General features: G+C 66.5%; 16 protein-coding genes. 12 read left to right on the top strand and 4 right to left on the bottom strand.

The window, feature by feature from the left end; all coding sequences use genetic code 11:
* Positions 1–43: 43 nt before the first annotated feature.
* Positions 44–1,195, top strand: a complete 1,152-nt coding sequence (locus tag ACFHYQ_RS22635; RefSeq protein ID WP_394303133.1) for a sensor histidine kinase — start codon at positions 44–46, stop codon at positions 1,193–1,195.
* Positions 1,173–1,796 carry a response regulator gene (locus tag ACFHYQ_RS22630; RefSeq protein ID WP_394303132.1) on the top strand — a complete coding sequence of 208 codons (624 nt, stop codon included), beginning with the start codon at positions 1,173–1,175 and terminating at the stop codon, positions 1,794–1,796. The genes ACFHYQ_RS22635 and ACFHYQ_RS22630 overlap by 23 nt, the downstream gene beginning before the upstream one ends.
* Positions 1,797–1,826: 30 nt before the next feature.
* Here the strand turns inward: ACFHYQ_RS22630 and ACFHYQ_RS22625 are convergent, their stop codons facing one another.
* A complete protein-coding gene (locus ACFHYQ_RS22625) occupies positions 1,827–2,021 on the bottom strand; it encodes a DUF5999 family protein (RefSeq protein ID WP_204018190.1) in 195 nt (64 codons plus the stop codon).
* A gap of 601 nt (positions 2,022–2,622) precedes the next feature.
* Between ACFHYQ_RS22625 and ACFHYQ_RS22620 the strand changes: the two genes are divergently transcribed.
* Positions 2,623–3,864: an ATP-binding domain-containing protein gene (locus ACFHYQ_RS22620; RefSeq protein WP_394303131.1), complete on the top strand. Its 1,242-nt coding sequence runs from the start codon at positions 2,623–2,625 to the stop codon at positions 3,862–3,864.
* A 308-nt stretch (positions 3,865–4,172) separates the two neighbouring features.
* Here the strand turns inward: ACFHYQ_RS22620 and ACFHYQ_RS22615 are convergent, their stop codons facing one another.
* On the bottom strand, positions 4,173–5,639 hold the full coding sequence (locus ACFHYQ_RS22615) for a pyridoxal phosphate-dependent decarboxylase family protein (RefSeq protein ID WP_394303130.1): 1,467 nt from the start codon (positions 5,637–5,639) through the stop codon (positions 4,173–4,175).
* A gap of 100 nt (positions 5,640–5,739) precedes the next feature.
* Between ACFHYQ_RS22615 and ACFHYQ_RS22610 the strand changes: the two genes are divergently transcribed.
* The 6 genes from ACFHYQ_RS22610 (at position 5,740) to ACFHYQ_RS22585 (ending at position 11,039) form a co-directional block, all read left to right on the top strand.
* Entirely contained in the window at positions 5,740–6,213 is a 474-nt protein-coding gene (locus ACFHYQ_RS22610) for an Lrp/AsnC family transcriptional regulator (protein WP_394303129.1), read from the top strand.
* Positions 6,214–6,521: 308 nt separating this feature from the next.
* Positions 6,522–7,961, top strand: a complete 1,440-nt coding sequence (locus ACFHYQ_RS22605; protein WP_394303128.1) for a polymorphic toxin-type HINT domain-containing protein — start codon at positions 6,522–6,524, stop codon at positions 7,959–7,961.
* A 27-nt stretch (positions 7,962–7,988) separates the two neighbouring features.
* The gene (locus tag ACFHYQ_RS22600) at positions 7,989–8,558 is read left to right on the top strand and encodes a hypothetical protein (RefSeq protein WP_394303127.1); all 570 of its coding nucleotides are present in this window, start codon (positions 7,989–7,991) and stop codon (positions 8,556–8,558) included.
* 740 nt (positions 8,559–9,298) lie between these two features.
* Positions 9,299–9,868 (top strand): hypothetical protein, encoded by a 570-nt coding sequence (locus ACFHYQ_RS22595; protein ID WP_394303126.1) that lies wholly within the window; start codon positions 9,299–9,301, stop codon positions 9,866–9,868.
* Positions 9,869–9,871: 3 nt separating this feature from the next.
* A complete protein-coding gene (locus ACFHYQ_RS22590) occupies positions 9,872–10,297 on the top strand; it encodes an SUKH-3 domain-containing protein (RefSeq protein ID WP_394303125.1) in 426 nt (141 codons plus the stop codon).
* Positions 10,284–11,039 (top strand): hypothetical protein, encoded by a 756-nt coding sequence (locus tag ACFHYQ_RS22585; protein ID WP_394303124.1) that lies wholly within the window; start codon positions 10,284–10,286, stop codon positions 11,037–11,039. Before ACFHYQ_RS22590 ends, ACFHYQ_RS22585 begins: the two co-directional genes overlap by 14 nt.
* Positions 11,040–11,047: 8 nt before the next feature.
* Here the strand turns inward: ACFHYQ_RS22585 and ACFHYQ_RS22580 are convergent, their stop codons facing one another.
* Entirely contained in the window at positions 11,048–11,227 is a 180-nt protein-coding gene (locus ACFHYQ_RS22580) for a hypothetical protein (RefSeq protein WP_394303123.1), read from the bottom strand.
* A gap of 59 nt (positions 11,228–11,286) precedes the next feature.
* Between ACFHYQ_RS22580 and ACFHYQ_RS22575 the strand changes: the two genes are divergently transcribed.
* Both ACFHYQ_RS22575 and ACFHYQ_RS22570 read left to right on the top strand, forming a co-directional pair.
* Entirely contained in the window at positions 11,287–11,841 is a 555-nt protein-coding gene (locus ACFHYQ_RS22575; protein WP_394303122.1) for a hypothetical protein, read from the top strand.
* A gap of 298 nt (positions 11,842–12,139) precedes the next feature.
* On the top strand, positions 12,140–13,222 hold the full coding sequence (locus tag ACFHYQ_RS22570) for a lytic transglycosylase domain-containing protein (RefSeq protein ID WP_394303121.1): 1,083 nt from the start codon (positions 12,140–12,142) through the stop codon (positions 13,220–13,222).
* Positions 13,223–13,247: 25 nt separating this feature from the next.
* Here the strand turns inward: ACFHYQ_RS22570 and ACFHYQ_RS22565 are convergent, their stop codons facing one another.
* Entirely contained in the window at positions 13,248–13,889 is a 642-nt protein-coding gene (locus ACFHYQ_RS22565) for a hypothetical protein (RefSeq protein ID WP_394303120.1), read from the bottom strand.
* 23 nt (positions 13,890–13,912) lie between these two features.
* Between ACFHYQ_RS22565 and ACFHYQ_RS22560 the strand changes: the two genes are divergently transcribed.
* A partial coding sequence (locus ACFHYQ_RS22560; RefSeq protein ID WP_394303119.1) for a transposase occupies positions 13,913–14,099 on the top strand: 187 nt, incomplete at its 3' end.

Below are 14,099 nucleotides of genomic sequence, written 5' to 3'. Positions count from 1 at the left end.
TATGTGAAACCATGATGCCTCCGGATATTTCGGGAGATCGCCCGTGGCGCAGGAGAGCGAGGCGCAGGCCAGGTGGCTGTTCACGGGCATCGTCGCGGTGACAGGGGCGCTGTGGGCACTCACCCCCGTCGCGTTCCTGATCGTCGGGGAGGTGGGCCGGGCACTGCTGTCGGGCGTGCTGCTCGGCGGGTTGCTGGTGGTGTACATGCGGGTCGTCGCCCGGCACATCGCCGGGACGGGCCAAGGGCCGCACCGGGTGCGGACCTTCGCCCTGTTCGCGGTGGTCGTCTACGGGGCGTTCCCGTTCATGGGGTCGGCCTGGATCTACACGCCCCTCATCGTCGCCGCCGCGGGGCTGCTCCTCCTGCCGCTCGGGTTCGCCGTCGGCGTAGTCCTCGCGGTGGCCGTCGCCGAGTTCCCGCTGGCACTGGCGGTGTCGGACCACGCACCGGAGGATGCGCTGCTGAAGAGCGCCGGAGTGTTCGTCGCCTCGGTGGTCGCCGCGGGGATCCTGCACTACGCCAGGTTCGTCCGGGAACTGCGCGAGCTGCGGGCGGCACTGGCGGAGATGGCCGTGGACCAGGACCGGGTGCGCATGGCGGGAGAGCTGCACGACCTGCTCGGCCAGACGCTGGCGTCGATCACGCTGAAGACCGAGCTGGCCCTGGCCCTGGTGGACCTGGACAGGAATCGGGCCATCGGCGAGGTCGCGGGCGTGATCGCCATCGTCAACGAGGCGCGTGAGGAGATCGGTGACGTCGTGGCGGCCAGGCGCTCGCTCGACGTGGGGGCGGAGCTGTCGGCGGCCGTCGCGCTGATCGAACTGTCCGGTGCGCGCTGCGACCTGCGCGTGGGGATCAGTGAGATCGACGAGGAGACGGCCGACGCGCTCGGCTGGATCGTGCGCGAGGCGGCCACGAACATCGTCAGGCACAGCGACGCCCGTCACTGCCTGATCGAGCTGGACAGAGTGGACGGGCGGATCCATCTGCTGCTGCGCAACGACGGCGCACGCCGCGAAGCGGGCCCGCGGCGAGGCTCGGGGCTCGCCGGGCTGCGGCAGAGGGTGGACAAGCTGGGCGGGTATCTGCACGCGGGTGGCACGGGGGGAGACGGGTTCGAAGTGCGGGTGTGGCTGCCCGCCGTACACGATCTGGAAAGAGTGATCACCATTGATTCGTGTCCTGCTGGCTGAGGACCACGGCGTTGTGCGGGGCGCCCTGACCATCCTGCTGAACCTGACGGGCGACATCGAGGTGGTGGCCGACACCGACAGAGGTGACAAGGTCGTCGCCTACGCTCTCGCCGCCGCGCCCGACGTCGCCGTCCTCGACATCGAGATGCCGGGATGCGACGGGATCGAGGCCACCTGCCGCCTCAGGCAGGCCATGCCGTCCTGCCGCGTGCTCATCCTCACCGCGCTCGCCCAGGCCGGGCTGCTCAGGCGGGCCATGGACGCGGGCGCGAGCGGCTTCCTGCTCAAGGACGCCCCCACTGAACGACTGGCCGAGAGCATCCGCAGGATCGCCCAAGGGGAGCGGGTGGTCGACGCGTCCCTGGCCCTGGCGGCGATGAGCGCGACGGCCACGCCGCTCACCGACAGGGAGGCGAGCGTGCTGGGCCTGGTCGGCCTTGGGGCCACGACCGGGGAGATCGCCGCCGAGCTGCACCTGTCGGCGGCGACAGTCCGCAACTACATCTCCAGCGTCCTCACCAAGACCGGCGCCAGGAACAGGACGGACGCCGTGCGCATCGCCATGGAGTCCGGGTGGATCGAGAGGCCGCGGCACGGGTGAGCCACGCCGTCGTCCGGCCGGCGTGAGAACTTATGCGGCCCGTCCCAGGGTCTGTTGATGGGAGGGCACGCTGCGGCCATCGGGCAGCAGTTCTCCCCAGTCGTCGAACAGTACGACGCCGTTGCACAGCAGGCCCCAGCCCTGCTCGGGGTGGAAGGCCACCAGGCAGGCGGCTTCACGGTCGGGGGCATCGGCGGACGGACAGGGCGGGTGGTGCTGACACAGCATCGGTTTCCTCCGGCTGGGCTGTACTGGACGTCGACCGGGATGTCGGTGGCCGGGCTCCGGGTTGGGCACCGGGCGGGCTTCGGTGCGGGGCACCGGGCCGGACTTCGGACGGCGGGTGCCGGAACGTTCTTTACGTCCGCTTCAGCGTGCCCTCTCCTACCCCTGGCACTGCACCGGGGAAACCCCCACATCGGTACCCGTTCCGCCCTGTACGGGTAGTACGTACTGCCCCCGCAGCCCGGTCAAGGTAGATCAGAAGGTTCTCTGATGTAGTGGGCGAAACAAAAAACGGGCCTGTCTGCCGATACGCAGCACAGAACCCGGTCGTCTAGAATGGGATAACACGCAAATGAAGTAACCCGATCCTCCAACTAGGATGCTATCACACGCATGAAGCAGTGTCAATCCGAGACCGCCCGGGTCGAGGCCCTGGAAGCGGAGCAGACGTACGTGTCGAGGCTCTACCGACGGCTGGACGTCACGCGCGAGCGGACCGCACGCACGTTGCGCGAGGTGTTCGCCCGCGGAGCGTGCCCGGGACCGGGCCCGCGGGCTGCGGCGGCCGCACAACGCGGCACGCCGGCTCTTCCTCGCCGAGATGCTCGACGCGCTCGCCCGCGACGAGGCCGACCGGCTCGATCGGCCCATGGACGCCGCCGACCTGCGGTACGCCGCGCGCGGGCTCTGGCAGCACCGGTCCGTACGCGACGCGCTCGACGCACTGTGGCCGGAGCTCACCCCGCAGCGGCTGATCGGCGAGCTGCTGTCCGACGAGGAGCGGCTGCGCCCGGCCGCCTCGCCGTACCTGTCGGAGGAGGAGTCGGGGGCGCTGGCACGGCCGCGCACCGCTCCCTGGACGCTGGGTGACGTCCCGCTGCTGGACGAGGCCGCCGAACTGCTCGGCGAGGACGAAACCGCGGCGGCGGTCGCCCACCGGTCGGCCGAACGCAGGCGCCGCGCCGAGGAGCGGGCCGAGGAGGAGCTGTACGCCAGGGAGGTCCTGACGGTAAACGAACTCGGCGACGTGATGGACGTGGCGGCCTTCGCCGACCGCAACCGCGACACCGGCGCCCACCTGACCACGGCGGACCGGGCCGCCCGCGACCGGCGCTGGGCGTACGGGCACGTGGTCGTGGACGAGGCACAGGAGCTTTCCGCGATGGCCTGGCGGATGGTCATGCGCCGAGTGCCGACCCGTTCGCTGACGGTCGTGGGCGACATCGCGCAGACCGGGTCGGCGGCGGGCGCGCGATCGTGGGGAGAGATGCTCGAACCCCACGTGGGCGGCCGGTGGCGCGAGGAGCGCCTGCTGGTCAACTACCGCACCCCCGCCGAGATCATGGAGGTCGCCGCCGACGTGCTGAAGGCGGTCATGCCGGAGCAGTCACCTCCCGAGTCGGTCCGGTACGGCGACACGCCGCCGCGTGCTGTCTCGGCGTCCGAGACCGACCTGCGCGGGCTCGCCGAGTCGGAGTTGGCGGCGATCGGGGACGGGCGGCTCGCCGTCATCGCCCCCGACGCGCGGCACGCCGAGATCGCGGCGCTCTTCCCCGACAGCGACGGCGACGACCCGCTGGACGCTCCGATCGCGGTGTTCACCGTGCGGAGCTCCAAGGGGTTGGAGTTCGACGCGGTGGTGGTGGTCGATCCCGGCGCGATCTTGCGGCAGTCCGCCAAGGGCGGCCAGGACCTCTACGTCGCGATCACCAGAGCGACCCGCCGGCTGACCGTGGTCTACGAATCCCCGCTCCCCGAGATGCTCAGCAAGCTCACCCCGCGGATGGACACGGCCGTTGGCCGTCTGGCTGAGGCCTTTCCGTCGCCTCGCCACGACGCCTGACGCTCAGGATAGAAGCACGGATATGAAAAACTTGTTTCTCCCGCGCTTTTGCGAAAAGAATTATGGCATAAGTTACTTTGTGTGGGCGACTGCTAACCCGATCACGCTTCCCTCGCCTTCGGGTTCCTCGCCGTCCGCGGGTGCTGCCCGCTGAGGGAGTCGTTGATATGCCGGGTGGGAGGCCGGGATGTACGGAGGCCGGTGGCGCCGCGTGACTACCGGCGTGCGCTGTACGCCTGCAACCACTCGCAGGCGTTGCGCGAGGTATCCGTTGCCGACCAGCCGGCCGACCGACACCTCTCTGCCGTTCAGCGGGTGATGGCGGTCTCTTCGGGCGGAAACGTCTGCCCCAGTTCGTCCGCCACGTCCAGGACGGTCTTGACGACATCCGGCGTGGTGCGGAAGTTCACGAAGCACACACGCAGGCAGGTGCGGCCGTCGACGATGGCCGGCGCCAGGTAGACGCGGCCGTCGGCCTGCATGGCCCTGGCGAGCCGTTCGTTGTGGGAATCGAGTTCGCTGTCGCTCATCCCGGGCAGGACGTGCCGGAAGCAGACGGTCGACAGCATCGGCTCGTGCGACAGTTCGAAGGAGGCGTGCGCCCGCACCTCGTCGGCGAGCAGCGCCGCGTTGGCGAGCGTGCCCTCGATCCAGGCACGGAACTGGTCGGCGCCGTGGACCCGCATCGACAGCCACAGGCGCAGGGAGCGGAAGGGCCGGGAGTATTCGAAGGTGTGGTCAACCGGTTTGCCGGTGTCCTCCGCGTGGAGCATGTAGCGCTCTTCGTGGCCGAACGCCGCCCGTAGCGGGCCGCGATGACGCAGCAGGATGACGCTGCAACTCTTCTGCGTGCCGAACCACTTGTGTGCGTCGACGGTGACGGAGTCGGCGCGGTCGAGTCCGGCGAACCAGTGCCCGGCCGTCGAGGTGGCGGCGGCCGGCAGGCCGTAGGCACCGTCGACGTGCAGCCACACCCCCTCGCGCTCGCACACGTCGGCGATCGCGGCGAGGGGGTCGACCGCTCCGGTCAGGGTGGTGCCGGCGGTCGCGACGACCGCCACAGGGGTGAAGCCCTCCGCTCGGTCGCGCTCGAGGGCGTCTCGGAGCGCGTCCACCCGCATCCGGCGCCGTTCGTCGGTCGGTATCCGGCGCAGTGCTCGGCGACCCAGGCCCGCCGCCTCCACAGCGCGTGCGACGGAGTGGTGCGCCTCGTCCGAGCAGTAGACGGTGGCCCGGTAGCCGGAGACTCCCTCCTCACGCGCGCCCGGCAGTGCCTGCTCCCGCGCCGCGAGCAGGGCGGTGAGGTTGGACGTCTGGCCGCCGCTGGTGAAGTGTCCCTCCCCCAGCGGGAAGCCGACGAATTCGGCCACCCAGCGCACAGCCTGTTGGTCGAGAAGGTCGGCAGCCCCTGCGGCGGTGGCCAGGTTCGCGTCATAGGCGGCGGACAGCGCGGAAGCCAGCACACTTACTTCCAGTCCGCTGGAGCCGACATAGGCGAGGTACAGCGGTCGAGATGGCGACACGCTGGCCTCCAGGATGTGGACGGCGTCATCCAGCGCGGCCCGCGTGTCGTCCGGCTGCTCCGGCAGCGCGGCCCGCAGGCGCCCGACAAGGTCCGCGTCGATATCCGGTTCACACGGTCGCGGGCGGTCGAACGACTCCCATGCCGCTGTCAGGTAGTGGGAAAGGCCTTCGAGGACTCCCGCCCGGTCGGTGAGCGCCGAAGGCGAGGTACGAAGCGATTCTGGAACGAGGTGGTCTGTCGCACGCGTCATGCCGACAGCGTGCTGAAGTATGGGCATACGCACAAGAAGGCACTGTTTCGTTGAGCAGAACGATACTCATACGGGGGTAAGACTTGTCATAATGGTCAGTGTGGATGCGCTCGATGCCCGAATCCTTCTCGCTGTCGACGACGACCCCGATGCCCCCAGCCTCGCCCTGGCCAAGCGGCTCGGCATCGCCCGCAACACTCTTCACGCCCGGCTGCAGCGGCTCAAAGCAGCCGGTGCCGTACGCGAATTCACCCGCCGCGTCGACCCCGCCGCTCTCGGCTACGGCCTCGTCGCGTTCGTTTCCATCGCCCTGAGCCAGACCACCGGGCACCGTGCGACCGCCGCCCTCGCGGCCTTTCCCGAAGTCATCGAGATGCACTCCACCACGGGCGAAGCCGACCTGCTGCTGAAGGTCGTCGCCCGCGACACCGCCGACCTGCACCGCATCTCCGGAGAGTTCCTCGCCGTCCCGGACGTCGTGCGCACCAGCACGGTGATCTCCCTCCGTGAACAGTTGCCACTGCGCACCCGCGCGTTGATCGAGCAGGCCGCCGACCAGCGTCCTCTGGCGTGAAGGGGTCTGCGCCAACAACGGCCCGCCCCGGCCAGGACCTTGACCGTGTTGTCGGTCCGGGTGCCCGGCCGGCCTCGGTTTCGAAGGGACAAGGAGCCGGTCGGCCTGCTGCAGGCATACCTCTTTGTCCCTACCCCGGAATTATGGTCGCGCCTTTCGGTCGGGCGTATTTCTTGCCTGTTGACGCCGCGTGAGATCTGTCGACCTCAAGCGACCAGCGGAACATCACCGACGCCTCCGGCCGCAGGGCCGAGGTCCGGATCGAGGGCGGGCTGATCCAGCAGATCAAGCTGCCCGACGGACGGCACGTGTCGTACTTCTACACCGGCGGGCTGCTGACGTCGGTGATCGGCGCCCGCGGGTTCACCTGGAAGTACGTCTACCAGGCCAACGGGCTGCTGACCCAGGTGATCGATCCGCACCGCGTGGCGATCGTGACCAACACCTACGGCCCCGACGGCCGGATGACCGCCCAGCTCGACGCGCTGGGCAAGAAGACCACCTTCGAATGGAACGCCGCCAAGCAGGAGGCGACCACCACCGACCCCGACGGCGTGGTGATCTGGGACGGGTACCGGGGCAACACGCTGGTGTGCTCCCAGCGCGGCACCGGTGACGCCGACAGCCACCGCTACTCGGCGACCAGTTGCGCGGCCGGTTCGCAGATGGCCGGACGGATCGACTACACCTACGACCTGGTCGGCAACCGCCTGTCCCAGAAGCGGACCGGCAGCGAGGGCAACGACACCACCACCTACGCCTACGACGTCGCCGACCAGCTCACCCGTGAGACCGTGACCCGGCCGGGCGCGAGCACGGCCAAGGACTTCGCCTACGACGTCAACGGCAACCAGATCCGGGCCGGCGCCGATCGCTTCACCTACAACCTCGACAACAGCCTGGCCACGGCCACCGTCGGCGGCAACAGCTTCGTCCCCGGCACGCTGGTGCTGATGGCCGACGGCACGGCCAAACCCATCGAAGAGGTCGACCTCGGCGACACCGTGATCGCCACCGATCCCGAAACCGGTCAGACCGCAGCCGAACCCGTGGTCGGACTGATCACCGGCGACGGCGACAAACACCTGGTCGGCGTCACCGTCGACACCGACGGCGACAAGGGCACCGCCACCGGCCAACTCGTCGCCACCGACGGCCACCCCTTCTGGGTCGAGAACGCGCGCGCCTGGCTCAAGGCCGACCAACTCCAGCCCGGCATGTGGCTGCGCACCAGCGCCGGCACCCACGTCCAGGTCACCGCAATCAAGACCTGGACCAAGAGCGACCAGCGCGTCCACAACCTCACCATCGCCGACACCCACACCTACTATGTACTCGCAAGTGCCACGCCGGTCCTCGTGCACAACTGCGGTACTGGTCCAAAGGATGGCGCTGGCCTTACTCCCGAAGAACTCATGTCGAGGGCCCAGGACCTTCGAGACGGGTACGCCGGCGAAATGGCAAAGCTATCGAATCGAAAGCGGCCTGCGACAGTTACGGCTGGCTACAACGTTGAAACTGGGCAGTATGCGGCAGGCGCATCAGCTAAGGGAGTTTGTGCAGAGGTCTGTGTCGTCAACCAGCTCGGAGGTGACCCTTCGAAGATTGTGTTCACCTCAGCTGTCCGGCCGCGGACCGGGCAATCCATAAACATCTGCGTCTCGTGCGAAGGTCAGTTCGGGCGTAAACCATTCAAGGAGCCCGGTACAATATTCGATTCAGACGTGCTTAGGGTTTTCGATGACTAATGGTAAGTGTGACCGAGGGGCGAGCTCTTGGAACTGGAACTGAAGCGGCATGAATGGCGATCACTCCAGGGAGTGTCAGGCGATGCCGGTGCCCTTGAGTCCGCCCTTCGCGCACTTGCTCAAGCCGGCGACCGAGATGAGGCAGTCCAAGCTGCACGCCGTGTGGAAAGAGTGATCTTTGCGCAGGGATTGCTCTGCGAGGCCTCGGCTGCAGCGGCATCGACTCTGGTCCACTGCCTGTGGCGCCGGTCCGAGCATGCCGAGGATCTGATTCTCGGCATGCTCTCGGATATCTCTGTGGCCGTTGTCGATGAGGAAGATCCGACTGTTTACGGACCGATAAGTCAGGAGCAATGCCTTAGCGAGATAAGGCTAGGCTTCCCGATGTATGTCGAGATCCTTGAGGCTGGAAAGAGTATTCACTCTCGAACCGCCTGCATTGATCTGATTCTCGCGTGCGGACTTTCAGATGAGAGGCTCAGGGGGCGATCGGTGTATTTCCTGGGGAAGGCACTTCAGTTGGACGGCCTGGAAGGCCATCGAGACGTCATTCACGCCTCGATCCGTGAGTTGAGCGAAGGAGGTGCGGCGAGGTAGTTGTTCAGCAACGCTCCGCTGACGAAAAGGTCGAATCCCTCTACGGAAGGCAATGGAATCGCCGGGGCGATGCCGCCTTGATCGCGTTCGGTGCCGCTAGTGGAAGAACCGCGGTAACGATGGAGAAGCGACTAACCAACTTCGTTACACAGACGGCCAGAATCCCGGGTGCTGATGTTCGGAGAGCGACGCCGTAGTGAGCGGATATAACCTACTCAAGGCAGTACTGATGTGTCCGCGCTGCGATAAGTTGGGATCAGTGTGTGCCGAATTTCGTTTCGGTCTCTTCGAGTTCCGAGAGTATGAAATCGGTGATCACCTAGAATGGGGCGTCACAGGAGATCGCTCTCCGCGGCGGCGCCCCGAAGAGGGAAACCTCAGCGGTGAAGGATACGTGGAGTGCCATTTCTGTGGACGGGATTACTGGGTGACGATCGACGTACGAGTCGACGTCATTACTTTAGTGAATCCAGATCCCGACAGGCCGGGCTATATCCCTTCCGGCAACTGATATAGCGGTTGACCGGTGGTCATCAGCGTTGCCTCCTCCCTGGGAACACGCAGAGCAGAATGCTTTGCTGTTCATCAACTGCATGGGTTGGACTCCTGTCGCGGGCGCAGCCTCGCGTAGTTTAGGCACCGAGAACTGTGCCCCATTGATTCGCGGCGGGTGGCCGAATCACGGGGCAGGTTTATCGGCGAGAGAGCGGAACGATGATCAGGACCTTTGAGTGGTAGCAGTGGATCAGAGCCTTGCTCGCTTCCTCAACGAGGCGGACGGTCCTCAGCTCACATATTTTGCAGCAAGCTGTGTTGAGCGGGCCTCAGTTGCATTCTTCCTGGCCATGTCGCTTGATGAAACTAGAAGGGCGGACGCAGACCAGTTCTTGGAACTGCTCGAAAGTCTCTGGAAATTTCAGAGTTTGCCACGAGATGAAAGGCGCAGGTGCCAAGAGATAGCAGCCGGTTTCCGGGAACTGCAGCAAGAGGAGGAACCGCCGGGGGTATTCGCCTATGCGTACGATGCGGTCGCCGCCATGTTCTATTCGTACGCGTATCTGGTATCCGATGACAGGTTGAACATCACTTACTGCTCCAATCACCTGCTGAATTCGGCGGGATTTCTCGATGAGGCTGCAGGTGCTGGGGAGACGTTCGTCAACGAAGAGATCAGGGCGCAAATCGGCGACATTGATCTGCTGATTGGAGAGTCGGGAGACGGGACCGAACTCGTACCTGTTCTCAGAGGTGGGTCTCGCAAAATCGGCCGGCATCGAGCAGAGGTGTTGAATCTAATGGCGAGCGGGTAATGAATGAGCGTGGCGGAAACGGAGCGTGCTCTGCTGGCTGCGGGATGGCAGCCCGGCAGAAGGGCCTGCACCGGTGGGTGGCGTGCTTCGCTCGAAGCTTCCGGCTTCGATATGCGTGACGCAGCCGCCCGGTTCCTCTCCGAGTTCGGCGGTGCTGGCATCTCGGGGGGCACGCGAGGCTTTCGAGCTGAATCCGTTATCGAGCACTGTGGAAGGCCCGGTACGGCGAGGCGCGGCCGCGTGCCGTCCCGACATCCGAGACCGACCTGCGCGGGCTCGCCGAGTCGGAGCTGGCGGCGATCGGGGACGGGCGGCTCCCCGTCATCGCCCCCAACGCCCGCTACGCCGAGATCGCGGCACTCTTCCCCGACAGCGACGGCGAGGACCCGCTGGACGCTCCTGTCGCGGTGTTCAGATGAATCGAGATAACTTCACACAGGAAAGGATCGATTGGGGCTCATTGAGTCACAATATCGGGAGCGCGTCAGATATTCCTCACATAGTCGCCAGACTGCAATCTGCGTCGACGCGGGACGAAGCCGCAGAGTCGGCATGGGAGCTCAACGAGAGGCTCTGCCACGGGGGACTTGAAGTCGTCGATGCGACGGCTCCGGCGATCCAGATCCTGTGGTCGCTGGTCGCCGACCAATCGTTTCACTGGCGACATTACGTCGTGCAGTTCATCGATTGCGTCGCGGTCGTCCGAGGAGTATACGCGCCGCCTCTAGCGCCTCGCGGAGCGTCTGCTGAGTATGCGTGCAGGATCGCGATTCAGAAGGGGATCGGCTTGGTCGCAGAGCTTGCCGAGCATGCTGGAGACGTTAACATTCGCGGCTCCTGTATCGAGTTGCTGGGCGATGCGGGCGAGGCCGAGGAGGTGATACGACGATTCTCCATACGGCTCGCCTCTGAGAACGACCCTTCTGCGCGGGCTGATCTTGCCGCCGCGATGGCTGCAGCCGCGATCCGCACTGAGGAAAGCGCTGAGCGCGCCGCAGAGTTATGCGCGGACTTGCTCGCTGATGAGAGCGCGGCTGTGCGTTTCCGGGTCGCCAGGGTCATCCTGAGGGCCCGTCCGACCGGGGTCGATCTCGAACATGCGGAATCAGTGCTCGATACGGCTTATTCCGAGGTCCGTCGGACTGGTGGATTCAGAGACGAATATGCGTGAAGGGCCACTCAGTCATCCGCGCCGTACCGACAGCACGTCCGCCCGCTGACCACCTCATCGATCACTACTTTCTTGGCAACGATCAGTTCGAGGAGATATATCTGGTCGCTGACTGGTTGGTGACTTTCGGGGTCGGTGATGATGCCATCGAAAAGCTGATTCTCGTAGTTGCGCCCGACGTGATCCATCCGGGGCCCGTCCAGGGCACCGGTAGAACCGGAGGTTCCTGCTCTGAGGATGGTGAGTTGTGGACGGGTTCCAGCCGCGGGACGAGATGGAACGCTTGCACGGGAGACCGGTCCGGGAGGGAACGCCTTCCCGGCTGTCATCCTTCGTGGTGGAAGTAATCGGGAATCTGAACGCGTATGCCAGCCGTATTCGCGTAGCGCTGGCCGCAGGCGTGGAGTTCGCTGCTCAAGGGCAGTCCGACGCCGAGGAGTTGAGCGAATCGAACGTCCCCGTCTGGTTCTCTGCCGCATGCCGAGAGCAGGCGCCGGCTTTGGACTCTTGGCCTGAAGTTCTCGAAGGGCGCCGCCGATATATCGAGCACTGTGGTGAAGAGCCCTGGGATCTGCAGGATTGGCTATGGGAGTTCGCATCGGGAACACGTCAATGGTCATGGTGGGACGTAACAGCGGCTGGAGGGTCTATTGCGCAGATCTGGCTTGATTCGAATTACGAGCCGAATTTTCAGGCCGATGACGTGAGGTGGCTCGCCTATGCATCGGGAGCTCGGGCCGTGGTAGGCCCGATCTTCCTACCGTCGTCACTGTGGGAAGGGCAGATGTCGCTCGGCCTGTGAGTGCAGCCGCTGCGGCGGTGCTCCTGCAACCTTGAGCCTGGCGAACTGTTCTCGTAGATGAACCTCTAGTCGTCAGGCTGCCAGACCGTCATCGGGTCGAGCAGGGTGAACAGTTCGTCGATGCGGTGGGTCAACGCGGCGCGAAGGTGGGTGGCCAGTCGTCCCCAGTCTTGGCGGGTCGGCGGCTGCCCCGGCGGCCTGGATCTGACTTAGCTCATCTCCGGGTTTCCTCGCCGGCCTGCCGGCCTTGTCCAGGAAAGCGGCGTGGCGGGTCTCCGCTGGGCATACGTTGGGAACGATGAGGGATCAGTGTGCGGGGAGTGAGCGGCCGGGACGTCGCCGCAGGCCGGGTGGGTGGGCGCTGCCCGCCAAGGGAGTCGTCGATATGCCGGGCGGCAGGCCGGGGATGTACGGAGGCCGGTGGCGTCGCGAACTGCCCGCCAGACTGCCCGCCAGACTGCTCGTCGCCGTGCTCGCCGGTCTGCTCGTGCCGGTCTCCGGCTGTGCCGGGGCGCAGGGGGATGCCGCGCCGGTCACCGAGAGCGCGACGCGGCCGGTGACCGTACGGCCGACCCCGGAGCCTTCGGCGGTGCCGTCGCTGAGGCCTTCGGCGGCCGGTCTGCCCGCGCCGGACGCGGCGATCCCCAAGGATCCCGCGCGGCTGGCCGACGCCCTGCGCCGTACCGTCGCGCTGTTGCGTGACAGCGTCGACGACTGGGTCCGTACGGGCGGCCCCGCCAAGGGACAGGCGCCCGAGTCGGTGGTCCTGCCGGCGCTGTACGAGCAGCGCGTCTACCGGCGCCTGGCCCGCGATCCGAAGCTCGCGTCCCGGACGTACGACAAGCTGCCTAAGGGTTTGGCCGGGCGGGCCCGGGACAACGTGACGGCCGTGCGGGGCCTGCTCTCCCTCGCCCACCCCGTCAGCGGGACGGCGAAGTTCCGCCTCAAGCCTCCCGAGCCGGCCGATGTGCTGCTCAGGCATTTCCGGCGGGCCGAGCGCCGGTTCGGCGTGGAGTGGGAGGTCCTGGCGGCGGTGATGTTCGTCGAGACCAAGTTCGGCCGGGTGCGGTCGCCGAGCCACACGGGTGCCGAGGGGCCGATGCAGTTCATGCCGGGCACCTGGAAGGCGTACGGCATGGGCGGTGACGTCCACGACACCCGCGATGCCCTGCTCGCCGCGGCCAACTACCTGCACGCGTCGGGGGCGCCGGGTGACTACCGGCGCGCGCTGTACGCCTACAATCACTCCAACGCGTACGTCGAGGCGGTCCTGCTGCACGCGCGGCAGATGAAGCGGGACGTCAGGAACTACTACGCCTACTACAACTGGCAGGTGTACGTGATCACCACTCGCGGCGAGCGCCGCCTGACCGGGCCGTGACGCCGCATCGGAACTGTCCGGTCGGTTACGCCTTCTTCCTCGACGTTGATGTCAACCGGGAAAGCGAGGGCCCGGGCCGTACCGGACGCCGGTGCCTCCCCGGGCGTCTCCGATCTTCTCCAGGATCTGGTGTACGGAACACGATGTGCCAGCCGTCGGCTGCTTTGACCAGGCGGGCTCCGGTGATCCGCCCGGCGGGGCCGCCCCTGGTGACGCCGGGCAGGTCTTTGGTCCACCGGAACCGGACCCGCCCGGCCTTGGGCAGGCTGACTGCGCCCCATCGCCGGTTGACCCGCTTGATCTGCAGGTCGCGGGCCTGGGGCACGTCTACGGCCGGCCGGGATCGGAACCGGGCCTTGAACGTGGGGCGTCCGGCGGGGTGGCCGGGGTTGAAGAAGTTCGCCCATGCCTGCCGATACGTTTTCAGTACCGCTTGCGCTGCCTGGGCGGGCAGTTGGCCCATCCAGTCGATCTCGCGGCGGGCCGCCCGGATCGCCTCGTCGCAGTCCTTCACCGTCGCGAACCGGCCCTGTCGGAAGGTGAAGTACTCGTGCAGCAGGTTCCACAGCGCGCGGGCGGTGTGCGCCTGACCGTCCAGCACAGCCACCTGGGCTGCGCTGAGGTCGAGTCGCGCCACGTGCGCCCGGGTCTGCTTCACCAACTCCACACCCTGATCGTATCGTTTGGTTTATGTCACCGCGATGGGAACCGAACCCTGACGTCCGGAGGGGACGCCATGTCGTCTCCCACCTTCACGCGCATTTGGTGTTCGTCACAAAGTATCGGCGGGGGGTGTTCACCGGCCCGATGCTGGTCCGCTGCGGGGAGATCATGCGGGAGGTGTGCGCCGACTTCGAGGTCGAGCTGCGTGAGTTCA

It is taken from the genome of Sphaerimonospora cavernae, from assembly GCF_042435035.1.
GTDB classification, from domain to species: Bacteria; Actinomycetota; Actinomycetes; order Streptosporangiales; family Streptosporangiaceae; genus Sphaerimonospora; species Sphaerimonospora cavernae.
The sequence above is the reverse complement of the archived record's forward strand: the minus strand, read 5'-3'. Positions and strand labels throughout refer to the sequence as shown.